Annotated in this window: 24 protein-coding genes and 1 tRNA gene; 19 read left to right on the top strand and 6 right to left on the bottom strand. The window is 62.1% G+C overall.

Annotated features, from left to right (window positions below; genetic code table 11):
• Window positions 1-71: 71 nt before the first annotated feature.
• From L5849_RS02490 to aroA, 3 genes are read right to left on the bottom strand one after another with little or no spacing between them, the layout of a single operon-like run.
• Window positions 72-692, bottom strand: a complete 621-nt coding sequence (locus tag L5849_RS02490) for a d(CMP) kinase (protein ID WP_236924230.1) — start codon at window positions 690-692, stop codon at window positions 72-74.
• Window positions 689-904 (bottom strand): permease, encoded by a 216-nt coding sequence (locus L5849_RS02485; protein WP_115417913.1) that lies wholly within the window; start codon window positions 902-904, stop codon window positions 689-691. Before L5849_RS02485 ends, L5849_RS02490 begins: the two co-directional genes overlap by 4 nt.
• A 38-nt stretch (window positions 905-942) precedes the next feature.
• Entirely contained in the window at window positions 943-2,232 is a 1,290-nt protein-coding gene (gene aroA / locus L5849_RS02480) for a 3-phosphoshikimate 1-carboxyvinyltransferase (RefSeq protein WP_236924611.1), read from the bottom strand.
• A 190-nt stretch (window positions 2,233-2,422) separates the two neighbouring features.
• Here aroA and L5849_RS02475 point away from each other — a divergent pair, with 190 nt between their 5' ends.
• The 5 genes from L5849_RS02475 to rimM all read left to right on the top strand — a co-directional run bounded on the left by L5849_RS02475 (window position 2,423) and on the right by rimM (window position 5,740).
• The gene (locus tag L5849_RS02475) at window positions 2,423-2,767 is read left to right on the top strand and encodes a TIGR02300 family protein (RefSeq protein WP_115416977.1); all 345 of its coding nucleotides are present in this window, start codon (window positions 2,423-2,425) and stop codon (window positions 2,765-2,767) included.
• Between the two features lie 92 nt (window positions 2,768-2,859).
• A tRNA-Ala gene (locus tag L5849_RS02470) sits at window positions 2,860-2,935 on the top strand.
• Between the two features lie 321 nt (window positions 2,936-3,256).
• A complete protein-coding gene (gene ffh, locus L5849_RS02465; protein ID WP_236924228.1) occupies window positions 3,257-4,744 on the top strand; it encodes a signal recognition particle protein in 1,488 nt (495 codons plus the stop codon).
• 34 nt (window positions 4,745-4,778) lie between these two features.
• Entirely contained in the window at window positions 4,779-5,246 is a 468-nt protein-coding gene (gene rpsP, locus L5849_RS02460) for a 30S ribosomal protein S16 (RefSeq protein WP_115416975.1), read from the top strand.
• 8 nt (window positions 5,247-5,254) lie between these two features.
• Complete coding sequence (gene rimM, locus L5849_RS02455) at window positions 5,255-5,740, top strand: ribosome maturation factor RimM (protein WP_115416974.1); 486 nt, start codon at window positions 5,255-5,257, stop codon at window positions 5,738-5,740.
• On the opposite strand, the gene L5849_RS02450 is transcribed toward rimM, so the two are convergent.
• Window positions 5,737-6,651, bottom strand: a complete 915-nt coding sequence (locus tag L5849_RS02450; protein ID WP_236924226.1) for an NAD(P)/FAD-dependent oxidoreductase — start codon at window positions 6,649-6,651, stop codon at window positions 5,737-5,739. The genes rimM and L5849_RS02450 overlap by 4 nt on opposite strands.
• 206 nt (window positions 6,652-6,857) lie before the next feature.
• On the opposite strand from L5849_RS02450, the gene L5849_RS02445 reads away from it, so the two are divergent.
• The 14 genes from L5849_RS02445 to rimK all read left to right on the top strand — a co-directional run bounded on the left by L5849_RS02445 (window position 6,858) and on the right by rimK (window position 19,098).
• Complete coding sequence (locus tag L5849_RS02445; protein ID WP_236924224.1) at window positions 6,858-7,157, top strand: hypothetical protein; 300 nt, start codon at window positions 6,858-6,860, stop codon at window positions 7,155-7,157.
• Between the two features lie 59 nt (window positions 7,158-7,216).
• Window positions 7,217-7,942 (top strand): tRNA (guanosine(37)-N1)-methyltransferase TrmD, encoded by a 726-nt coding sequence (trmD, locus tag L5849_RS02440; RefSeq protein WP_236924223.1) that lies wholly within the window; start codon window positions 7,217-7,219, stop codon window positions 7,940-7,942.
• Window positions 7,943-7,954: 12 nt separating this feature from the next.
• Window positions 7,955-8,323, top strand: coding sequence for a 50S ribosomal protein L19 (gene rplS, locus L5849_RS02435; protein WP_115416971.1), 369 nt, complete (start codon window positions 7,955-7,957; stop codon window positions 8,321-8,323).
• A gap of 122 nt (window positions 8,324-8,445) precedes the next feature.
• Window positions 8,446-10,737, top strand: a complete 2,292-nt coding sequence (locus L5849_RS02430) for a S9 family peptidase (RefSeq protein WP_236924221.1) — start codon at window positions 8,446-8,448, stop codon at window positions 10,735-10,737.
• A gap of 86 nt (window positions 10,738-10,823) precedes the next feature.
• Entirely contained in the window at window positions 10,824-11,849 is a 1,026-nt protein-coding gene (locus tag L5849_RS02425; protein WP_236924220.1) for an aspartate-semialdehyde dehydrogenase, read from the top strand.
• Window positions 11,849-12,391: a hypothetical protein gene (locus L5849_RS02420; RefSeq protein ID WP_236924218.1), complete on the top strand. Its 543-nt coding sequence runs from the start codon at window positions 11,849-11,851 to the stop codon at window positions 12,389-12,391. Before L5849_RS02425 ends, L5849_RS02420 begins: the two co-directional genes overlap by 1 nt.
• Before the next feature lie 25 nt (window positions 12,392-12,416).
• Complete coding sequence (locus L5849_RS02415) at window positions 12,417-13,076, top strand: 2-hydroxychromene-2-carboxylate isomerase (RefSeq protein WP_236924216.1); 660 nt, start codon at window positions 12,417-12,419, stop codon at window positions 13,074-13,076.
• Window positions 13,073-13,519, top strand: coding sequence for a GFA family protein (locus L5849_RS02410; protein WP_236924215.1), 447 nt, complete (start codon window positions 13,073-13,075; stop codon window positions 13,517-13,519). The genes L5849_RS02415 and L5849_RS02410 overlap by 4 nt, the downstream gene beginning before the upstream one ends.
• Window positions 13,516-14,280, top strand: coding sequence for an alpha/beta fold hydrolase (locus L5849_RS02405; RefSeq protein ID WP_236924214.1), 765 nt, complete (start codon window positions 13,516-13,518; stop codon window positions 14,278-14,280). The genes L5849_RS02410 and L5849_RS02405 overlap by 4 nt, the downstream gene beginning before the upstream one ends.
• On the top strand, window positions 14,277-14,795 hold the full coding sequence (locus L5849_RS02400; protein WP_236924213.1) for a hypothetical protein: 519 nt from the start codon (window positions 14,277-14,279) through the stop codon (window positions 14,793-14,795). Before L5849_RS02405 ends, L5849_RS02400 begins: the two co-directional genes overlap by 4 nt.
• A 71-nt stretch (window positions 14,796-14,866) precedes the next feature.
• On the top strand, window positions 14,867-16,711 hold the full coding sequence (locus L5849_RS02395; protein ID WP_236924212.1) for a M2 family metallopeptidase: 1,845 nt from the start codon (window positions 14,867-14,869) through the stop codon (window positions 16,709-16,711).
• Window positions 16,705-17,721 carry a YncE family protein gene (locus tag L5849_RS02390; protein WP_236924211.1) on the top strand — a complete coding sequence of 339 codons (1,017 nt, stop codon included), beginning with the start codon at window positions 16,705-16,707 and terminating at the stop codon, window positions 17,719-17,721. Before L5849_RS02395 ends, L5849_RS02390 begins: the two co-directional genes overlap by 7 nt.
• Complete coding sequence (locus tag L5849_RS02385; RefSeq protein WP_115416961.1) at window positions 17,718-18,182, top strand: RimK/LysX family protein; 465 nt, start codon at window positions 17,718-17,720, stop codon at window positions 18,180-18,182. Before L5849_RS02390 ends, L5849_RS02385 begins: the two co-directional genes overlap by 4 nt.
• Window positions 18,183-18,192: 10 nt before the next feature.
• Window positions 18,193-19,098, top strand: a complete 906-nt coding sequence (gene rimK / locus L5849_RS02380) for a 30S ribosomal protein S6--L-glutamate ligase (RefSeq protein ID WP_115416960.1) — start codon at window positions 18,193-18,195, stop codon at window positions 19,096-19,098.
• Here the strand turns inward: rimK and L5849_RS02375 are convergent.
• The gene (locus tag L5849_RS02375) at window positions 19,095-19,628 is read right to left on the bottom strand and encodes a GNAT family N-acetyltransferase (RefSeq protein WP_236924210.1); all 534 of its coding nucleotides are present in this window, start codon (window positions 19,626-19,628) and stop codon (window positions 19,095-19,097) included. The two genes, rimK and L5849_RS02375, sit on opposite strands and share 4 nt — an antisense overlap.
• Before the next feature lie 63 nt (window positions 19,629-19,691).
• Window positions 19,692-21,173 (bottom strand): AMP nucleosidase, encoded by a 1,482-nt coding sequence (locus tag L5849_RS02370; protein ID WP_368735713.1) that lies wholly within the window; start codon window positions 21,171-21,173, stop codon window positions 19,692-19,694.
• Between the last annotated feature and the right edge of the window lie 56 nt (window positions 21,174-21,229).

Below are 21,229 nucleotides of genomic sequence, written 5' to 3'. Positions count from 1 at the left end.
AGGTACATAACATGATATGGAGATGAGGGATCGCTGGCAACCGGGATGGATTTGGTTGCCGGACACCGGCCTCAGGAGATGGCTTGTTTCACTGCCTCGATCGCTGCGGCAATCGCTTCTTCCTTTCCGAGCGCGCTGGTGTCGATCACCATGGCATCCTCGGCCGGGACCAACGGCGCCACCGCGCGATTGCGGTCGCGTTCGTCGCGGCGGCGCAGATCGTCGCGGATCTCCAACAGAGTGACCCCGGCCCCGCGCTCGCGCATTTCGAGGAAACGGCGCTGGGCGCGCGCTTCGACGCTGGCGGTGACGAAAAGTTTTGCGTCGGCTTCGGGTGCGATGACGGTTCCGATATCGCGTCCGTCCAGCACAGCTCCGCCTTCCTGGGTCGCAAAAGCCCGTTGCCGCTCGAACAGCGCCTGGCGCAGTGCTGGATGCACCGAAACGCGGCTGGCGAGCCCGCCGGTTTCTTCATCGCGCAGTTGCGGATCGTCCAGCAGGCTGTCGGGAAAGCTGGACGCCGCCAGCGCATCTCCGCCATCGTCGGGATCGCCCCCGTCGAGAAATACCTGTCGCCCGGCCGCGCGATAGAGCAATCCGGTATCGAGATGGGGCAGCCCAAAATGCCGGGCAAGCGCCTTGGCAATGGTGCCTTTCCCACTGGCGGTTGGTCCGTCGACGGCGATAATCATGCTTTCGTTCTCCGCGCGCGAAGCGCTTTTCCCAGGCCCCAGATGGCGATTGCCGCCCAGAACCCTTCGAGCACGAGGCTCGGCCAGTTGGTGTGGACCAGCAGCGATACGGTGAGCAGCGCGGCGCCGGTTAGGTTCGTGCCATGAAGAACGAAGGGGTTCGGTTCGTCGTTCCACGTCAGATAGGCATAGGCGCCGATGATGCAGCCCATGCCGACGAAACCAACAAGGGTGTAAATGTCGAGATCGATCACGAGGACGCCGTAGCCAGGAGGGCAGCGAAATTGGGAAAGCTGGTTGCGATGGGTTCGGTGCTGTCTATTTCTACCCCTTTACGGCTGACGAGACCGGCGATCGCCATGCTCATCGCGATACGATGATCGAGATGCGTGGCGATTGTGCCACCGCCGGGCAGAGGCTCGCCATGCGAACCTTCGATGATGAGTCCGTCATCCGTTTCTTCCAGCGTTACGCCAACCTCTTGCAGTGCCGTGGCCATAGCGGAGAGGCGGTCGCTTTCCTTGACGCGCAGTTCTTCCAGGCCGCTGGTCGTGGTGGTGCCTTCGGCCATTGCGGCCGCGACGAAGAGGATAGGAAATTCGTCGATCATGCTCGGCGCGATGGCGGGATCGACCTCGATCCCCCTGAGGTGCGAGTGTTTCACATGCAGATCGGCGACCGGCTCCCCGCCGACTTCACGTCCGTCCAGCTTTTCGATATCGGCACCCATCAGCTCGAGCGCGCGGAAAATGCCATCGCGGGTCGGATTGAGGCCGACATTCTCGATCACGAGGTCGCTGCCCGGTACTACGCTGGCCGCCACGGCGAAGAAGGCGGCGGAGGACGGGTCGCCCGGTACGGCGATGTCGCAGGGGCGCAGCTCGGCGGGACCGTGAATGCGGATGACCCGCTCGCCATCGGCCTCCTCGACTGTCAGTGCGGCGCCGAATCCGCGTAGCATACGCTCGGTATGATCGCGCGTCGGCACCGGCTCGATCACCGTAGTCGTGCCCGGTGTGTTCAGGCCGGCAAGCAGTACCGCGCTTTTCACCTGCGCGCTGGCCACAGGCAGGCGGTAGGTGATCGGCACGGCGGGCTGCATGCCCTCCATCGTCAGCGGCAACGTGCCGCCGGGGGAGGGGGTAAAGCTTGCGCCCATGGTCGAAAGCGGGTCGATAACCCGGTTCATCGGGCGTTTCGACAGGCTGGCATCGCCAGTGAAGGTCGCGGTGATTCCGTGGCTTGCGATCACGCCCATGAGGAGCCGTGTCGAAGTACCCGAATTGCCCATGTCGAGCGCCCGGTCGGGCTGCAATAGGCCGCCGACACCCACGCCGTGCACCACCCACTCATCGCCGTCACGTTCGATGTGGACGCCCATTGCGCGCAGGGCGGCTGCGGTGGCGAGCACATCTTCCCCCTCGAGCAGGCCCGAAATGCGGGTGCGGCCCACGGCCAGCGCGCCGAACATCAATGAACGGTGGCTGATCGATTTGTCGCCCGGAACGCGGATGCGTCCGGTCAGCGGGGGAGAGGGCATGAAGCGGTGGGTGGTCAATCGAGAGTCCCGTAATTGGCGATGGATACGGCTGCGGCGCTTTGACAGTGCACATGCGTTCTGGCAAGGCGCGCGCGCTGTTGATTCCTGCCCAGCGGGAACCCATCAAGACAATTGCGTATTCACGACCCTGCGGCGCTTCGCCGGGGGCGACAGACTCTAAGGATTACACATGGTCAAACCGGAATGGGGCACCAAGCGGACCTGCCCGAACTGTGGCACCCGCTTCTACGATCTGAACAAGGACGATCCGGTCACCTGCATCGAATGCGGGGAAGAATGGACACCGGAACCGGTGCTCAAGTCGAAGCAGCCGATCATCGCCGAGGAAGAGAAGAAGGACAAGAAGGGCGAAGCCGATAGCGATCTGGGCGGCGACGACGACGATGACGATCTGGATATCGACATCGACGAGGACGATGATTCGCCCGATAACGAAGTCGATCTGGGCGGTGACGACGACCTTGGAGTAGAGACCAAGTCCAAGGGTGACGACGACGATTCCGACGATAGCTAATTTTGCTGTTGCATTGCGGGAGGGCTGCTTATATTGGGCGCCTCCCGCAAGGGTGACGCACCTCCCAGGATGCGTCGATTTGAAAATGGCACGGGGCCTTAGCTCAGCTGGGAGAGCGCTACAATGGCATTGTAGAGGTCAGCGGTTCGATCCCGCTAGGCTCCACCATTTCGGTTTCACCGTCTGTCGGCCCGTGTTGGGCTGCAAATGGCGGGTCCGTCCGCTTCCGGTGCTCACGACCTGATGGTCGCTGCGCTCCGGTTCTCCGGCCCCACCATTTTCGCCGTCAACACGAACCGGCATCCGGCGAAACCGCCGCGCGAGTTTGATGGTAGCAGGCCGTGGCGACGGCTGCGGCTTGCTTCCACCACACCCGGGCGCAAACTTGGGTTTCATCGGGGAATTCCCCACGCTGGCCGACGAGTTCTCGTCCGCCGGCGTTTTTCGCGTTTAATCCGGTGGTTCGCCATTGGAGAGGAGTAAGCAGGCATGTTCGATACTCTGTCCGACCGGCTCGGCAATGTCTTCGACCGCCTGAAAGGGCGCGGCGCACTGTCGGAGAACGACGTGCGCGAGGCGATGCGCGAGATTCGTATCGCGCTGCTCGAGGCCGATGTCGCGCTGCCCGTCGTGCGCCGCTTCATCGATGCGGTGACCGAGAAGGCAATCGGTTCGGAAGTCCTGAAATCGGTCACGCCGGGGCAGCAGGTCGTCAAGATCGTCGATGACGAGCTTACTGCCATGCTCGGCGGGGGTGAGGATGCCGATCCTGCCGACCGCGAGCTGAACTTTGCCGCCAAGCCCCCGGTTGTCATCATGATGGTCGGCCTGCAGGGCTCGGGTAAGACGACCACCACCGCCAAGCTCGGCAAGCTGATTCGCGTAAAGCATGGCAAAAAGGCGCTGATGGCGTCGCTGGACGTCAATCGTCCCGCCGCGCAGGAACAGCTTAAGGTTCTCGGCGAGCAGGTCGAAGTGGCGACCCTGCCGATCATCGAAGGGCAGCAGCCGGTCGATATCGCCCGCCGCGCGATGGAAAGCGCCAAGCTCCAGTCCGCCGACGTGCTGCTGCTCGATACGGCGGGCCGCCTGCATGTCGACGAAGCGCTGATGGCCGAGATGAAGGCGATCGCCAGCGTCTCCGCGCCGACCGAAGTGCTGCTGGTGGTCGACAGCCTGACCGGCCAGGACGCGGTCAATGTCGCGCAGAGCTTCACCGGCGAAGTGCCGCTGACCGGCGTGGTGCTGACCCGCATGGATGGCGATGCGCGCGGCGGTGCGGCGCTCTCGATGCGCTATGTCACCGGCAAGCCGATCAAATTCGCGGGTACGGGTGAAAAACTCGACGCGATCGAGGCGTTCGATCCCAAACGCGTGGCCGGCCGAATCCTGGGCATGGGCGATGTCGTCTCGCTGGTCGAGAAGGCCGCCGAAACCATCAAGCAGGACGAGGCCGAGGCGCTCGCCAAGAAGATGGCGAAGGGCCAGTTCGACCTCGAGGATCTGCGCATGCAACTGAAGCAGATGCAAAACATGGGCGGCCTCGGCATGCTTGCAGGGATGCTGCCGGGCATGAAAAAGGCCAAGGCAGCAATGGCGGCGTCGAACATGGACGACAAGGTGCTCGTTCACATGGATGCAATCATCGGCTCGATGACACCGAAGGAGCGCAAGAACCCAGCGCTGCTCAATGCCAAGCGCAAGAAACGCGTGGCCGCAGGTTCGGGGACGCAGGTGCAGGAGGTCAACAAGGTGCTGAAGATGCACCAGGAAATGTCCCGCGCCATGAAGCAGATCAAGAAGATGGGCGGCCTCAAGGGGCTCGGCGCGCTGTTCGGCGGCGGCGGGATGCCCGGAATGGGCAGCGGTGGCGGCATGGGCGGCATGCCCGGCCTCGGAGCGCCCGGGGCGAAGGGGCCGGGCGTCGATCCCAGCACGCTCCCGCCCGACCTGCAAGAAATGCTCAAGAAGAAATAAGTTTCAAAAGTTTACGTTCGAAAGGTAATATCAAATGGCAGTTGCAATCCGTCTTTCGCGTGGTGGTGCCAAGAAGCGCCCCTACTACCGTATCGTCGTCGCCGATTCGCGTTCGGCGCGTGACGGCAAGTATCTCGAGCAGATCGGCACCTACAACCCGATGCTGCCGAAGGATTCGGGCGAGCGTGTGAAGCTCAACGAAGACCGCGCGCGTCACTGGCTGTCGGTCGGCGCGAAACCTTCGGACCGCGTCCACCGTTTCTTTGATGCCGCAGGAATCCTCGAGCGCGCGCCGCGGAACAACCCGAAGAAGGGTGAGCCGGGCGAAGCCGCCAAGGAACGCGCCGAAGAAAAGGCCGCCAAGATCGCTGAAGCCGAGGAAGCCAAGAAGGCTGCCGAGGAAGAAGCCAAGGCTGCTGCCGAAGCTCCGGCGGAAGAGGCTGCTCCTGAGGAAGCCACCGAAGCCGCTTCGGAAGGTGCTGCTGAAGACAAGGGCGAGTAATCGCGGCCATGTCGGACAAGCCCGTTACGCTGGCTGCCGTCACCGGTGCGCATGGCGTCGCGGGCGAAGTTCGCCTGAAGCTTTTCGGCGAGGGTGTCGATGCGCTCAAACCGCTCAGGAGCTTCAATGGAGGGACGCTGACCCTCCTCAAAATCCGCGGCGACAACAAGGGCGGTGCCATCGCACGTTTTGCCGAGGTCACGGATCGTACCTCGGCCGAGCAGCTGCGCGGCACCGCTCTTTCCGTTTCCCGCGAGGTCTTGCCGGACCTTGCCGAAGACGAATTCTATTTCTCCGACCTGATCGGCCTTTCCGTTGTCACCGGCAGGGGCGATACGGTGGGCCGCGTCTGCGCGGTCGAGAATTTCGGCGCCACCGATATTGTCGAGATCGAGAGACCCGACGGCACAACATTCATGGTTCCCTTGACGAAGCAGGCCGTGCCCACCTGGGATAGCGAAACGCTGACCGTGAACGCCGACTTTGTCGATTAACGGCGCAGGGGCGCCTTCTCCGATAAATGGTTGCGGATGGTTGTAGCGGCGACACCTGCCTGCCCCATCGCGTGACTGATCTGGTCCAGCCCGAGGACCACATCGCCCGCAGCGAAAAGCCCCGGCACGCTGGTTTCCAGGTGGTCGTCGACGAGAATGCAGTCACCATCGCTCACTTTCGCGCCGCATTTCACGGCCAGTCCCGAACGCACGACCGATCCGAGTGCGGGATAGATGCTGTCGAACGCCATCCGGCCATCCGCGGTATCGCAGGCGAGCCTGCCGTTCTCGATCGCGAAACCGCCGCACGGTCCCGCGACGCGTGCGATCCCCGCCGCGTCCAACATCGCTGAACACCGCTCCGACACGTCATGATCGCCGCCGGGCGAGATCAATGTGAGATCCTTCGTATAGGTTCGGAGGAACTGAGCCTCTGCGGTGCCATGGTCGCCGGTGCCGATCACCGCGACACGTCTGTCGGTGACTTCGTAGCCATCGCAAACCGGACAATAGCGGATCAGGCCGCGCGCCATCGCTTCGTCATGGAGTTGCTCGTCGATCCCCTCGGGCCGGTTGTTGACCACGCCCGTGGCCAGCAGAACGGTACGCGCGCGATACTCCTCTTCGTCGCAGTGGACGGTGAAATATTCGCCATCGCGCTCGAGGTCGGTCACCCGCTTCGGCTCGCGAAGGGCTCCGTATTTCGCGGCCTGCTCGCGCATCCGTTCGAGCAGTTCGTTGCCGTTGATGCCGTCGGGAAAACCGGCGTGGTTGTGGCTCGTCGGGATCCAGCTTGCCCGGCTTGTGCCGCAATCGAACAGGCGGATATCGAGGTGATACCGTGCAAGATAGATCGCCGCTGTTAGCCCCGCCGGGCCTGCGCCCACGATGATGCAGTCGTCGATCTCCATGGCAGGGATACGCGCGGGATCGGAAAGGGTGCCAGGTAAGACAGCCAGTGGCTTGGTGCGGGTGGGCGAGGAAAAAACGCTGTTCGCAGAGCTCGATCTGACAGAGATAGAACGGGCTTTGCGTTGCTCGCGGGAGACAGCCAAGTCTCGTGGTCTGAGATATGCAAGCTGCGCATCGGCATGCGCGCCAAGCCTAGGGGATCGAAATGATCGATAGTGCGGTTTTCCTGATCGGCGCATATGGCGCGATGGCGGCAGGGCTCAGCGCCACCGTAGCCAAGGTCTCCCCGACGATCGGTTCGCGCCTTCGCCACCTGTTTTCGGGTGCGGCCCCGCTGGCGGCAGTGCTCGCCGCGCGCCTTGAAGGGGCCAGCAGCGTCACGTTGGACGGCATGGACCTGTTTTCAGCGGGCGGACTGGTAATCATCGGTGTGGTCACGTCGAGTGTCGTCGGTAGATTCGTGCCGACGATTGATGCCACCGATCGCCGCCTGACCACTCGTTGATCGCCTTCTTCGTTGGGCCGGGATGGAATTGACCGCAGTCTGACGCTAGGTGGCGGCGCATGACTTTCGCCGCCACCATTCTCACGCTCTATCCCGAGATGTTCCCTGGCCCGCTGGGTATAAGCCTTGCCGGGCGCGCGCTGGAGCGGGGGGATTGGTCGTGCGAGACGGTGCAAATCCGGGATTTCGCGAAGGACAAGCATCGCACGGTCGACGATACGCCCGCAGGGGGCGGGGCGGGCATGGTGCTGAAGCCCGATGTGATTGGTGCGGCGCTCGCCAGCGTAGGCACGGGCAGGCCAATTCTCGCCATGACGCCGCGCGGGAAGCCGATCACGCAGGCACGCATTCGCGAAATCGCACAAGGTCCGGGCGTTGCCATCCTGTGCGGTCGGTTCGAAGGCTTCGACGAACGGATTTTCGAGGCCTATCCGCAGATCGAACAGGTCAGCCTGGCCGATATCGTCCTGTCGGGCGGAGAGACCGCCGCCTTGGCCATTCTCGATGCTTGCATTCGCCTGCTTCCCGGAGTAATGGGCGCGCCCGATAGCGGAGTCGAAGAGAGCTACGAAAACGGCCTCATCGAATATCCGCAATATACCCGACCTCAGGAATGGGAAGGGCGCACGATCCCTGAAGTGCTGCGATCGGGGGATCATGCGAAGATCGCTGCCTGGCGCAAGGCCAGGAGCGAGGAAGACACACGGTTACGCAGGCCGGACCTTTGGGAACGTTATAGTGACGTTCGGGACCGATCTGCCTCTGGCGCGCGGCGAAAAGATTAAGGATATGGTTCGATGAACCTCATTCAGCAGCTCGAAGCGGAAGCTATCGAGAACCTCGGGAAGGAAATCCCCGAATTCCGCGCCGGCGATACCGTGCGCGTCGGCGTCAAGGTTATCGAAGGTAGCCGTGAACGCGTCCAGAATTTCGAAGGCGTTGTCATTGCCCGCTCGAACCGTGGCATGGGCAGCAACTTCACCGTCCGCAAAATGAGCTTCGGCGAAGGCGTGGAACGTGTGTTCCCCCTCTACTCGCCGATCATCGACAGCATCACCGTGGTTCGCCGCGGCATCGTGCGTCGCGCCAAGCTCTACTATCTGCGCGGCCGCACCGGCAAGCGTGCGCGTATCGCCGAACGTCGCGACAACGCGCCGAAGGCGTAAGCGGCAAAGGCGGTTTATCAACCGAACAAGGGAAGGGGCGTGGCGGGATGACCGCCGCGCCCCTTTTCTTATGGTCCGCGATTGGGCATGCGGGTGGCAATGATGAAAGGGACCACACCCCCATGCGCCTTCTGCTTGCCGCCGCTCTTCTGCCTCTCGCCGCGCCCGCCCTTGCTGGCGACGATACGATGAGCGAGGGACCGGATCTCACCTTTGAGCGGGTCTTCGCCTCACCCGGCCTCGACGGGCCGAGCCCGCGCAAGCCCAAGCTCTCTCCCGATGGCCGCTATCTCACCGTGCTGCGCAATCGCGAGGACGATCGCGAGCGCTACGATCTGTGGGCCTATGACCGCAGCAGCGGCACATGGGCGATGCTGGTCGATAGCGAGAAAATCGGTTCGGGCCGCGAACTGTCCGAAGACGAGAAAATGCAGCGCGAACGCGCCCGCGTCGGCAATTTGCGCGGGATCATCGATTACGAATGGACCAGCAACGGCGAGGCGCTGCTCGTGCCGCTGGATGGCGATCTTTATCTCGCTGCGCTAACGGGTGATGTGGTGCGCGTCACCGATACCGAGGAAAGCGAACTCAACCCCGCGCTCAGCCCGCATGGAAACTACATCTCCTTCGTGCGCGACCGCCAGCTATGGGTCGGCCCGGTGACCGGCGAACATGCCCCGATCACGGCCAGGGAAGGCGAGACGATCCGCTGGGGCGAAGCTGAATTCGTCGCGCAGGAGGAGATGAGTCGGCACGACGGTTACTGGTGGAGCCCGGACGAGAACCGCATCGTCGTCCAGCGGACCGATGAAAGCATGGTCGGCGTGGTCACGCGCGCGGCCATTGGCGCGACCGGCACGAAGGTGTTCGACCAGCGATACCCGGTGGCGGGCAGCGCAAATGCCAAGGTCCAGCTCTATGTGATGGACCCCAACGGCCAGAACCGTGTCGAGGTCGATCTGCGCAGCAACCAGTCTGCGACCTATTACGACCCGAAAAACCCTGACGATTTCTATCTCGCCCGCGTCGATTGGGCGCCCGATGGCAGCGTGTTCTATGTCCAGCGGCAGAACCGCGAACAGACCTGGATGGACCTACTCAAGGTCGATCCGGCCACGGGCGCGAGCGAGATCGTGGTTCAGGAAGAGGCGTCGCAGCAGCATGGCGGCGATGGCTACTGGATCAACCTGTCGGACAATTACCGCTTTCTGGACGATGGCGATCTTATCTGGTGGTCGGAGCGTGACGGCTTTGCCCATCTCTACCGCTATATGGGTGAAGAGGATTGGCGCGCATACAAGCAGATGACCAAGGGCCAGTATGTCGTCACCAAGCTCATCGGGGTGGACCAGCAGACCAGCCGCCTGTTCTTCCTCGCCACAAGCGAGCAGGACCCGCTGGAACAGCATGTCTATGCCTATGATTTCGCGACGCAGGCCCCGACGATGCCGCATCGCCTGACCGAGACGGGCTTTACCCATTCGGCGACCATGGACAAGAAGGGCCAGACGCTCCTCGTCACCCGCTCGAACGACGACACGCCGCCGCAGATGTATCTCGCGGATCAGGAGGGCAAGCGGCTCGCCTGGGTGGAGGAGAACGCGCTCGACGCCGACCACCCCTATGCGCCCTATCTGGCCAGCCATCGGCCCACGCAATACGGCACGATCGCGGCGGAGGACGGCACGCCGCTGCATTGGGAAATGGTCACGCCGGAGATGGAGCCGGGCAAGCGCTATCCGGTCTATTTCTACCATTATGGCGGGCCGGGGCCGCAAATCGTCAATCGCGGCTGGAATGGTGCGCTGCGTCAGGCAATCGTCGACAAGGGCTATATCTGGTTCGCGCTCGACAATCGCGGCAGCGCCAATCGCGGTGTGGCGTTCGAACAGCCGATCTACCGCGCAATGGGCGGGGTCGAGGTGCGCGACCAAAAGGCGGGAGCGGAATATCTCAAGACGCTGCCCTTCGTCGATCCGGCCAAGATCGCTATCGATGGCTGGTCCTATGGCGGATACATGACGCTGAAGCAGCTTCAGGCCGATCCGGGGCTCTATGCAGCGGGTATCTCGGGCGCGCCGGTAACGAAGTGGGAACTCTACGACACGCACTACACCGAACGCTATATGGGCACTCCGCAAGCGGATGGCGGTGCCTATGAAGCCGCCAGCGCGATCCCCTATGCGGGGAAGATCACCGACCCGCTGCTGATTATCCACGGCATGGCGGACGACAATGTCGTGTTCGAGAACGCGACCGAGGTGATTTCCGCGATGCAGGAAGCCAATGTGCCGTTCGAAATGATGCTCTATCCGGGATATACGCACCGCGTGTCGGGCGAGAAGATCAGCCCGCATCGCTACAACACGGTGTTCCGCTTCCTCGAAGCGCACGGGGTGACGCCGCCCGAATAGGGCTTTACCCCACGCAATCGAATGTGCGCTTGCGGGCGCGTGGGTTATCGTTATCTCGGCGGCGCACTCATACTGGAGATGGTGAATTGGGTTATCGTGTTGCCGTAGTCGGCGCGACGGGGAACGTCGGGCGCGAAATGATGATGGTGCTTGCCGAGCGCGAGTTTCCGATCGACGAGATCGCGGCGGTCGCGTCGAGCCGCTCGCATGGGTCGGAGGTTGAATTCGGCGATACCGGCAAGATGCTCAAATGCCAGAATATCGAGCATTTCGACTGGTCGGGCTGGGATATTGCGCTGTTTTCTGCGGGTAGCGGCCCAGCGAAAGAATATGCCCCCAAGGCGGCGGCTGCGGGTTGTGTCGTCATCGACAACAGCTCGCTCTATCGCATGGACCCGGACGTTCCGCTGATCGTGCCCGAGGTGAACCCGGATGCGATTCACGGCTATGCCAAGCGCAACATCATCGCCAATCCCAACTGCTCGACCGCGCAGCTGGTGGTGGCGCTGAAGCCGTTGCACGATGTTGCGACGATCAAGCGCGTCGTCGTGTCGACCTACCAGTCGGTTTCCGGCGCGGGCAAGGCGGGCATGGATGAGCTGTTCGAGCAGAGCCGCAACATCTTTGTCGGCGATCCGGTCGACCCGGTGAAGTTCACCAAGCAGATCGCCTTCAACGTCATCCCGCATATCGACGTCTTCCTTGATGATGGCTCGACCAAGGAAGAATGGAAGATGGTGGTCGAAACCAAGAAGATCGTCGATCCCAAGATCAAGCTTACCGCGACTTGCGTGCGCGTGCCGGTTTTCGTCGGCCATTCCGAGGCGGTCAGCATCGAGTTCGAGAACGAGATCTCGGCCGAACAGGCGCAGGATATCCTGCGCGAGGCGCCCGGCTGCATGCTCGTCGACAAGCGCGAGGACGGCGGATACATTACGCCGGTCGAAGCGGCCGGTGATAGCGCCACCTATATCAGCCGCGTGCGCGAAGACCCGACGGTCGAGAACGGCATCAACCTGTGGTGCGTGTCCGACAATCTGCGCAAGGGCGCGGCATTGAACGCGGTCCAGATCGCGGAACTCCTCGGGCGCGAGTGCCTTAAGAAGGGATGATGCGAAAAAGTCTCTTACTCGTCCTCCCGCTGGTACTTGCCGCTTGTGGTGAGGCCCAACCCGCGCCCGAACCGGTCGAAACCCCGACCGATGCGGTGGAGACTGCAAAGGTGTTCGTCGACGCCAATGGTCTCGGGCCGGCAGATGCCGAGCCGTTCCGCTTCGGCGCGGCGCGCACGGATGTCGACGCGGCCATCGGCGAGGCACTTGGTATTGCCCCGGGCAAGTCGCGCAACGAAGAGTGCGGGGCCGGGCCTATGGATTTCAGCCAGTTCGGTCCACTGCAGATCGCTTATATGGATGGCGAACTGCGTGGCTGGTTCCTGCGCGAAGGCGAGGGGGTAGCAACCTCCGACGGCATACAGCCCGGCACGACCAAGTTCGAAGGGCTCAAACTTGAAAAACAGGTGCGCAAGCTCGATACAACGCTCGAGGGCGAGTTTGAATACACCACTGCGGACTTTGGCACCATCACCGGCTTTGCCGAGGATGGCGAGACCGTTACCGCGCTCCAGGCCGGTATAAGCTGCTTCTTCCGCTAGGCCGTCCTGTGCGTATAAGGGCGGCATGACCCTGTCCGCAGACCTCTATTTCAGCTTCCGCTCACCTTACAGCTTCCTTTCGGTCGGGCGCTACCGCGCGCTGGCCGAAGAGTACGATGTCGATATCGCGCTCAGGCCCGTCTATCCGCTCGCGATCCGCCAGCCCGATTTTTTCGAGCGCAACCATCCCAATTGGATGGCCTATACGATCCGCGACATGATGCGGGTGGCACAATACCACTCGATCGCCTTCGGCCCGCCGCGCCCCGACCCGATCGTTCAGGACCCGAACACCCGTGCGATCAGCGCCGAACAGCCCTATATCCGCCGGGTCACTCGGATGGGTCAGGCTGCTGCACGGCACGGCAAGGGTCTCGTCTTCGCGCATGAGGCGGGCAAGCTCATCTGGGGCGGTCAGGAGAACTGGCACGAGGGCGACCATCTTGCGGACGCCCTGTCCGCTGCCGGGCTCGATGCGGCGGAAGTCGTTGCCGAGGTCGAGGCGCAGGGGGAGGAACTCGACGCCGAGATCGCGGCCAATCAGGATGCGCTTGAAGCCGCCGGCCATTGGGGCGTTCCGACACTGGTATTCGAGGGCGAACCCTTCTTCGGTCAGGACCGCATCGAGATGGCGCAATGGCGGATGGAGCAGAAGGGGCTTGCCCCAAGGGATGGTGCGCGATGAAGGGCGAGCTGACCGGCGGCTGCCTGTGCGGCGCAGTCTATACCTTGCGCGAGGGCTTTCGGCTCAAGCCCTATGCCTGCCACTGCACCGACTGCCAGAGTCGGACGGGCAGCGCCTTTAGCGAGCATATGCTCTTCGCGCTCGCCGACCTCGACATATCGGGCGATCTCGATACGGGCGAATACGATCAGCCCAGCGGAGCCCGTTCGCGCATCCTCGGCTGCGCGACATGCAAGGCGCGAATCTATGCGGTGAACGACACTCGCGAGGGCTTCGCCAGCCTGCGCTGCGGCACGCTCGACGACAGCGCGTCGCTGGTTCCCGCTGCGCATCTGTGGGTGAAGAGCAAACAGCCGTGGATCGGCCTGCCCGCGGATGCGAGGGTCATGGACGCACAGCCGCAAACCACCGAGGAGTGGATCGAATTCGTGGGGATGGCATGAGCGGACCGGTGACCGAACAATTCGAAAGTTTCGACGGCACGCGTCTGGCCGTCCATCGGCACGGCAAAGGGCGACCGCTCGTCTTGCTCCATGGTCTGTTCTCCAGCGCGGCGATGAACTGGATCAAGTGGGGGCATCACGAAGCGATCGCGGCGCAGGGCTTCGAGGTGCTGATGCTCGACTTTCGTGTGCATGGCGAGAGCGAGGCTCCGCACGAGCCTGAGAGATATCCCACCAATGTCCTGGTACGCGATGTGGCAGCGCTGGTGGATCACTACGGACTCGACGAATACGACCTGGGCGGCTTTTCGCTCGGCGCGCGCACTTCGCTGCACGCGACCGCGCATGGCGTGCTCGAACCGAAGAACCTCGTCATTGGCGGGATGGGGACTGCAGGGCTGGGCGAATGGCATCGCCGTGCGGCCAAGTTCCGGCGCGTGATCGACGAGTTCGATACGATCCCGCGCGGCGATCCGGACTTCTTCTCGATGCAGTTCCTCAAGTCGCAGGGAGTCGACCGCGTGGCTGCTCGGCTGCTGCTCGATACCATGCCCGATCTCGACCTCGTATTGCTCGATGCGATCACCATGCCCACTCTGGTGGTCTGCGGCGATGAGGATCGCGACAATGGCTCGGCCGAGGAGCTCGCCGACCTGCTGCCGAATGCCGATTACGTCGAGGTCCCCGGTACGCATATGAGCAGCGTGACCAAGCCCGATCTGGGGCAGGCGATCGCACGTTGGCTTGGGGGGCAGACATGAGTGAACCGAAACCGAATTTGCGCTGGTGGCTGTGGGGTCTGGTGGCCTTCGCGATCGTCATCGTGCTGAGCATGGCGGTCATGCATCCGGAAAGCGTGACGTTGGGTATTGCCGAACACCAGGCGGCGGGCAGCGCGGCGCGGGTGGACGAGATACAGGGGCAATGGCGCGAAGGTGGTGTTCGCACTCTCGCCATTATTGCGATGCTTGGCGATCTGGTTTTCATCGGCATCTATGGCTGGGGAAGCTGGCTGGCCGGGCGCAGCTTCATGGCGATGCGGGGTGCGGCAAGGATGCTAGGCATGCTGATCGCCATTTCGGCAATCACCTTTCTCGTCACCGACTATACCGAAACCATTCTTCAGGTGGTCCAGCTTCTCAGCGAACAGGGTTCGGACTGGATGGCTGCGGTCGCCGCCACGGTCAGGCCGGTGAAGATCGTCGCCTGGATCGCGACCTTCGGCGGTGTGCTGACGGCACTCGCCATTCGTCGATTTGGTGCGTCGCCTGCTTGATTAACCGCCCTGGCAGGTGCAATCCGGTAGCAGGTGAAACCACACGCTAGAACATCATCGAGAGGTCCTGCATGAAATTCGCATCCGTCGCCCTGTCCGCGCTCGCCATTTCGCTCGCCAGCCCCGCGCTCGCGAACCAACACGAGGCCCAGTCCGAGATGGCCAGTGCGTATCCCATGACTCCGCAGGGCGCGGCCGATTGGGTGGCTATGGTCGAAAAGGACATGTTCGATTTCTCGGTCGAATATGGCCGGGTTTTGTGGATCAATTCGACCTATATCATCCACGATAGCGACCAGCTTGCCGCCAAATACGGCGCGCAGGCGACCGAGAAGTCGGTCAAATATGCGAATGAGGCGGCAAAATATGCCCAGATTGCGGGCCTGGATCCCGAAGTCGCGCGCAAGCTCGACATCCTGCGCAATGGCATCGTCATGCCCGCGCCGGTCCGCGATGGCGCTGCGACCGAGCTCAATGAAATCGCCATCAAGCTTGGCTCGGCCTATGGCAAGGGCAAGGGCACGCTCAATGGCGAGGAAATCAACGGCAGCGATATAGAGGCCGAGATGGGCAATCTCGACCGCACCCCGGCCGAACTGGCCGAGATGTGGACGAGCTGGCACGACAATGTCGGCGCGCCGATGCGCGATGATTACCAGCGCATGATCGCCATTGCCGGCGAAGGTGCAGCCGAGCTCGGGTATGATGACCTCGGCGCGATGTGGCGATCGAATTACGATATGTCGCCCGACCAGTTCGCTGCCGAGACCGAACGCATGTGGCAGGAAGTAAAGCCGCTTTACATGGCGCTGCACACCTATGTCCGCAGCAAGCTCAACGCAAAATACGGCGACGAGGTGCAACCTGCCACCGGTCCGATCCGGGCCGACCTGCTCGGCAATATGTGGGCGCAGGAATGGGGCAATATCTACCCGCTTGTCGCTCCGGCGGGCGCAGGCGATATCGGCTACGACCTCACCGAACTGATCGAGCAGAAGGATCTCGACGAGGTCGAGATGGTCCGCGTGGGCGAGCAGTTCTTCTCCTCATTGGGCTTCGAGCCGTTGCCCGAGACTTTCTGGCAGCGCAGCCAGTTCACCAAGCCACAGGACCGCGAAGTGGTCTGCCATGCCAGCGCCTGGGACGTCGACAATGTCGACGATCTGCGCATCAAGATGTGTATCAAGCGCAATGCGGACGACTTCAAGGTCATCCACCACGAGCTTGGCCACAACTACTACCAGCGCGCCTACAATCAGCAGGACTATTTGCATCTGAACGGTGCGAATGACGGTTTTCACGAGGCTATCGGCGACATGATCGCGCTTTCGATCACGCCCGAATATCTCGTGCAGATCGACATGCTCGACCGCGCCGACGTGCCGAGCGCCGACAAGGACATCGGCCTGCTGCTGCGCGAGGCGATGGACAAGATCGCCTTCCTGCCATTCGGCCTTCTGGTCGACCGTTATCGCTGGGAGCTGTTCAACGGCTCGATCCCGACTAATGAGCTCAACAAGGGCTGGAACGACCTGCGCCTGCAATACCAGGGGATCGTTCCGCCGGTGGAGCGCGACGAGACCAAGTTCGATGCGGGCGCGAAGTATCACATCCCGGGCAATGTGCCTTACACGCGCTACTTTCTCGCGCGAATCCTGCAGTTCCAGTTCTTCAAGGCCGCTTGCGACCAGGCAGGTTGGGAAGGGCCGCTGCATCGCTGCTCGTTCTACGGCAACGAAGAAGTCGGCAAGAACCTCAATTCCATGCTCGAAATGGGCGCCAGCAAGCCGTGGCCCGACGCGCTCGAAGCCCTCACCGGCGAACGCCAGATGAGCGGCAAGGCGATGGCGGAGTACTTTGCCCCGCTGAAGGCATGGCTCGACGAGCAGAACGCCGGAAAGACCGAAGGGTGGTAAGCCGCTTCACCCTCGCCTTCGCTTTCCCGCTGGCGGTCGCCTGTGCGCCCGTCGGCGGGGAGGGGGAGGCAGCCGCGCCGCGCGTGGCCAGCGATGTCGAAGGCGCGCTGTTCGTGGCCGGCAAGTTCGGCAATACGCTGTCGAAGGTCGACCTCGCTTCCGGTGAGCAAGTCGTCAGCGTCGATAGCTGTGCCAATCCGCACGAATTGGCCACTTCGCCCGACGATCTGCATGTCGCGCTCGCCTGCTATGGCGGGCAGACGGTGGACATCTTCCGGACCGCAGATCTGGCCAAGGTTGCCAGTATCGACCTTGGTGCGAATGCGCGTCCGCACGGGATTGTCTGGCATGCCAATGGCGATCTTTACGCTACGGCCGAGGGCCGCCAGTCGGTTTTCTGGATCCGCGATCCGCTGGAACAGGCAGAGATCTCCGAAAGCGGCACGGGCAAGGAAGGCAGCCATATGCTTGCCGTAGCGCCCAGCGGAAACCACGCCTGGACGACCGATCTCGGCAGCAAGACTGTGACGCGGGTCGATCTCAAGACCCGCCGCGCACCCGCATCGGTCGAAGTTGGCGAGGAGCCGGAAGGCATCTGGCTTTCCGATGACGGCGAAACGCTATGGGTTTCGGCGCGCGGATCGAATGCCGCCTTCAAGCTCGACCCCCAGACGCTGGAGGTGCGGCAGCGGATCGAGACCGGGAATTTCCCGCTACGGATCACGCTGCGCCCGCAGGGTGACTATGCGGTCACCTCGGATCTTGCCGATGGTGGGCTGACGGTAATCGACACGCAAAGTGGCGATGTGGTGCGCAGCATCGCGGTTTCCTCTCCCGCGCAGGCCGAGGCACGGACGCAGGTGACGATCCTGTTCTCACCAGATGGCGAGCGTATCTATGTCGCCGAAACCCGCAACGACACGATTGCCGAGGTCGATTTCGCTACAGGAAAGGTGCTGCGCCGCCTGCCTGGCACGGGTGGCGGCGACGGGATCGCGATCATCGAATGAATAAGAAATACAAGGAACTGCCGGTCGTCGGCTGGCGCGAACTGGTGCATCTACCCGAGCTCGGCCTCCACGCGGTCCCGGCCAAGATCGATACCGGTGCGAGGACCTCTTCGCTCCATGGCGAAGTGATCGAGGAATTCGAACGCGATGGCGAGAAATACGTGCGCTTCGCGGTTGATTTCGACCAGCAGCATGTGCGCCAGGTGTGCGAGGCGGTGCATGTCGACGTGCGCGGAATCACCAGTTCGAATGGCAAGACCCAATATCGCTACGTTATCAAAACCCCGCTCACGATCGGCGGGGTCGAATTCCGTGCCGAAATCAGCCTGGCCGATCGCAGCGACATGAAATTCCCCATGCTGATCGGCCGTTCGTCGCTGCGCCGCCGATTTGTCGTGGACAGCGGCTATTCGTGGTTGCAGACGCCCGAACTGGACCCCGTCAAAGGGCACAAGCCCTGAGGAGCGCATAATGAAAATCGCCATGTTGGCGCGCAATCCGAACCTCTATTCGCACCAGCGACTGAAAGAGGCGGCGGAAAAGCGTGGCCACGAGCTCGATATCCTCAATACCACGCGTTGCACCGTCCACATCGCTAGCCATCGTCCCGAGGTCTACTATAATGGTGAGGCATGCGTCGGCTACGATGCGGTGATCCCGCGCATCGGGGCGAGTATCACGAATTACGGCCTCGCGATTCTGCGTCAGTTCGAGATGCGCGGTTGTTGGCCGCTCAATGAAAGCGTCGCAATCGGGCGCAGCCGCGACAAGCTGCGCAGCATGCAAATTCTCGCCAAGCACGGTCTCGGCCTGCCGCTGACGGCCTATGCCAACGACCCAAAGCAAGCCGAAGAGATCATACGGGCGGTCAAGGGGCCACCCGTGGTGATAAAATTGCTCGAAGGCACGCAGGGTATCGGCGTTGTGCTTGCCGAGACCCTGAGCAGCGCGAAGTCTGTGATCGAAGCTTTCCGTGGGGCCAACGTTAACATCCTCGTGCAGGAATTCATCAAGGAAGCCGGCGGTACCGACATCCGCGCATTGGTGATCGGCGGCAAGGTCGTCGCGGCGATGAAACGCACCGGTGCGGCCGACGATTTCCGCAGCAACCTGCATCGCGGGGGCAGTGCTCAGCTTATCAAGATTACACCCGAGGAACGCTCAACCGCCGTCCGCGCGGCCAAGCACATGGGCCTGAACGTCTGCGGCGTCGACATGCTACGAAGCAATCACGGACCGGTGATCATGGAGGTGAACTCTTCGCCCGGTCTCGAAGGGATCGAGAAAGCGACCGGCAAGGATATCGCCGGGATGATTATCGAGTTTATCGAGAAAAGCGCCAAGGATGGCAGGACGAAGACAAGGGGGAGGGGCTAGCTCTCCAGATCGCGTACCATGATGCGATAGGATAGCTGAAGTTCGCCGATCGCGAACGTGTCTTGGCCGATATCACGCCACCCAATGCGCTCATAAAAACCACGGGCTTGCGCGTTACCGTCGTGCACACTTAGCCAAAGCCTGTCGCATAATTGTCGACGCGCCTCGTCCTCGATAATTTTGACCAATGCTCTGCCCACGCCGCCACCGATCTCCGCGCTGTCGACGTAGATTTTCTGTAGCTGTCCTATACGCCGACCCCTGCACAGTGGATGGCTCGAACCCAGTTTGAGCTTGGCATACCCGATTGGCTTCTCGTCGATCAAAGCAAGCCAATATTTGTTGTTCGGTTTCTGCAGGCTCTTTGCGATTTTGTTTAGAGTGAAGGTCTGTTCGAGATATGTTTCCAGCGTTTCGCCATGGTCTTGGAAAAGGTGAGCGAATGCTTGTTTGAACGTCGCTCGACCAAGGCTGGCAAGCGCGGAAGCGTGATCTATCATTGCGAGTCGAATAATGAGTGCATTGGTCATTATTCGGTTCTGGGAGGATGCCAGATCGACCGCATCCCGCTGCTTGCGCTCAAACTATCGAGACTACCTGAATGGCGGCTCGTTGAAGGCGCGCAGTTTCCGACTGTGCAAGCGCGGCCCCTCGTCGCGGAGCAAGCGGCAGGCGGTCACGCCGATCTGAAGGTGGGCGGCAATTGCTTCCTCGTAAAAGGCGTTGGCCTGGCCAGGTAGCTTGATTTCGCCGTGCAGCGGCTTGTCCGATACGCACAAGAGCGTGCCGTAGGGCACGCGGAAGCGATAGCCCTGCCCCGCGATCGTGGCGCTTTCCATGTCGACCCCAACTGCCCGGCTAAGGCTCATGCGATGGGCCGAGTTTGTGTAGCGCAGTTCCCAGTTGCGGTCGTCCGTGGTGACAACGGTGCCGGTACGCATGCGCTTCTTGAGGTCCGCGCCATGTTCGCCCGAGACTTCTTCCGCCGCGCCGGCGAGGGCCTGCTGGACCTCGGCGATAGCGGGCAGGGGAATTTCGGGTGGCAGGACGGGATCGAGCACATGGTCGTCGCGCAGGTAGGCATGGGCGAGCACATAGTCGCCGATCTTCTGGCTGGGACGCAGACCGCCGCAGTGACCGATCATCAGCCAGGCTTCTGGTCGCAGCACGGCAAGGTGGTCGCAGATGGTCTTCGCATTGGACGGACCGACGCCGATATTGACCAGCGTGATGCCTTCCCTGTTCGGACCGACGAGATGGTAGGCCGGCATCTGGTGCCGCCGCCATGCGGTATCGGAGAGTTGCGCGCGGGCATTGTCGGTCTTCTCGCTCAGCATCAATCCACCCGCACCCGCCAGTGCGGTGTAGCCATTCGAGCCTAGCTGGGACCCGGCCCAGTCCACGAATTCATCGACATAGCGGTGGTAGTTGGTGAACAGAATGAAGCGCTGGAAATGCTCTGTGCTCGTGCCGGTATAATGCGCCAGCCGCGCCAAGCTGAAATCCGTGCGCAGCCCGTCGAACAAAGAGAGCGGGATCGGGTCCTCCGCATTTTCGAGCACGATGCCGTCGGCCAGCTCGTCTCCGATATCCGCCAGTTCGGTCGAGGGAAAGTGCCGCGCGATCAGGTTGGGATCGACTCCCACCAATTCGGCACCGGCTTCGCCGTCGAGCACATAGGGAAAGGGAATTTCCTGCTGAGACGAGCCCACTTCGACTTCGATTTCGTAATTCTCGGAAATCAGCTCGAGCTGTTCGCGCAGATAGTCGCGAAACAGAGCCGGGCGCGTTACGGTGGTCGTATAGAGGCCTGGAGCATTCAAGCGGCCAAAGGCGCGATTGCGATCCTCGGGCTGATCGCCGCCACGGAAACGCAGGCGCAGCTCGGGATAGGCGTAGCTTCCATCCTTGCGGCGCTCTGGTGCAGGAAGCGCGCGTTCGCGCCCGAAGGCGATAACGTCATCGCGCAACCTTTCGACTGCCGCGTCATAAATTGTCTCGATCCGGTCGAGTGTCTGTTCGATGGTTTCCATGGGCGGTTTTCTTGCCTCTTGTTGTTTTCCGATTGGTGTCACGCCTACAGATAGTCATTGCGGGCGCTTCTTACAAAAAGGGCGCGGAAGCCGAAGCC

Source organism: Erythrobacter sp. SN021, from assembly GCF_021864455.1.
This window is presented reverse-complemented; position numbering and strand designations above follow the sequence as displayed.

Excerpts from the sequence above, each read along its gene's own strand:
- L5849_RS02490 (WP_236924230.1), bottom strand. The coding sequence starts at position 692 with ATGATTATCGCCGTCGACGGACCAACCGCCAGTGGGAAAGGCACCATT.
- L5849_RS02485 (WP_115417913.1), bottom strand. The coding sequence starts at position 904 with ATGGGCTGCATCATCGGCGCCTATGCCTATCTGACGTGGAACGACGAA.
- aroA (WP_236924611.1), bottom strand. The coding sequence starts at position 2,232 with ATGCCCTCTCCCCCGCTGACCGGACGCATCCGCGTTCCGGGCGACAAA.
- L5849_RS02475 (WP_115416977.1), top strand. The coding sequence starts at position 2,423 with ATGGTCAAACCGGAATGGGGCACCAAGCGGACCTGCCCGAACTGTGGC.
- ffh (WP_236924228.1), top strand. The coding sequence starts at position 3,257 with ATGTTCGATACTCTGTCCGACCGGCTCGGCAATGTCTTCGACCGCCTG.
- rpsP (WP_115416975.1), top strand. The coding sequence starts at position 4,779 with ATGGCAGTTGCAATCCGTCTTTCGCGTGGTGGTGCCAAGAAGCGCCCC.
- rimM (WP_115416974.1), top strand. The coding sequence starts at position 5,255 with ATGTCGGACAAGCCCGTTACGCTGGCTGCCGTCACCGGTGCGCATGGC.
- L5849_RS02450 (WP_236924226.1), bottom strand. The coding sequence starts at position 6,651 with ATGGAGATCGACGACTGCATCATCGTGGGCGCAGGCCCGGCGGGGCTA.
- L5849_RS02445 (WP_236924224.1), top strand. The coding sequence starts at position 6,858 with ATGATCGATAGTGCGGTTTTCCTGATCGGCGCATATGGCGCGATGGCG.
- trmD (WP_236924223.1), top strand. The coding sequence starts at position 7,217 with ATGACTTTCGCCGCCACCATTCTCACGCTCTATCCCGAGATGTTCCCT.
- rplS (WP_115416971.1), top strand. The coding sequence starts at position 7,955 with ATGAACCTCATTCAGCAGCTCGAAGCGGAAGCTATCGAGAACCTCGGG.
- L5849_RS02430 (WP_236924221.1), top strand. The coding sequence starts at position 8,446 with ATGCGCCTTCTGCTTGCCGCCGCTCTTCTGCCTCTCGCCGCGCCCGCC.
- L5849_RS02420 (WP_236924218.1), top strand. The coding sequence starts at position 11,849 with ATGCGAAAAAGTCTCTTACTCGTCCTCCCGCTGGTACTTGCCGCTTGT.
- L5849_RS02415 (WP_236924216.1), top strand. The coding sequence starts at position 12,417 with ATGACCCTGTCCGCAGACCTCTATTTCAGCTTCCGCTCACCTTACAGC.
- L5849_RS02410 (WP_236924215.1), top strand. The coding sequence starts at position 13,073 with ATGAAGGGCGAGCTGACCGGCGGCTGCCTGTGCGGCGCAGTCTATACC.
- L5849_RS02405 (WP_236924214.1), top strand. The coding sequence starts at position 13,516 with ATGAGCGGACCGGTGACCGAACAATTCGAAAGTTTCGACGGCACGCGT.
- L5849_RS02400 (WP_236924213.1), top strand. The coding sequence starts at position 14,277 with ATGAGTGAACCGAAACCGAATTTGCGCTGGTGGCTGTGGGGTCTGGTG.
- L5849_RS02395 (WP_236924212.1), top strand. The coding sequence starts at position 14,867 with ATGAAATTCGCATCCGTCGCCCTGTCCGCGCTCGCCATTTCGCTCGCC.
- L5849_RS02385 (WP_115416961.1), top strand. The coding sequence starts at position 17,718 with ATGAATAAGAAATACAAGGAACTGCCGGTCGTCGGCTGGCGCGAACTG.
- rimK (WP_115416960.1), top strand. The coding sequence starts at position 18,193 with ATGAAAATCGCCATGTTGGCGCGCAATCCGAACCTCTATTCGCACCAG.
- L5849_RS02375 (WP_236924210.1), bottom strand. The coding sequence starts at position 19,628 with ATGACCAATGCACTCATTATTCGACTCGCAATGATAGATCACGCTTCC.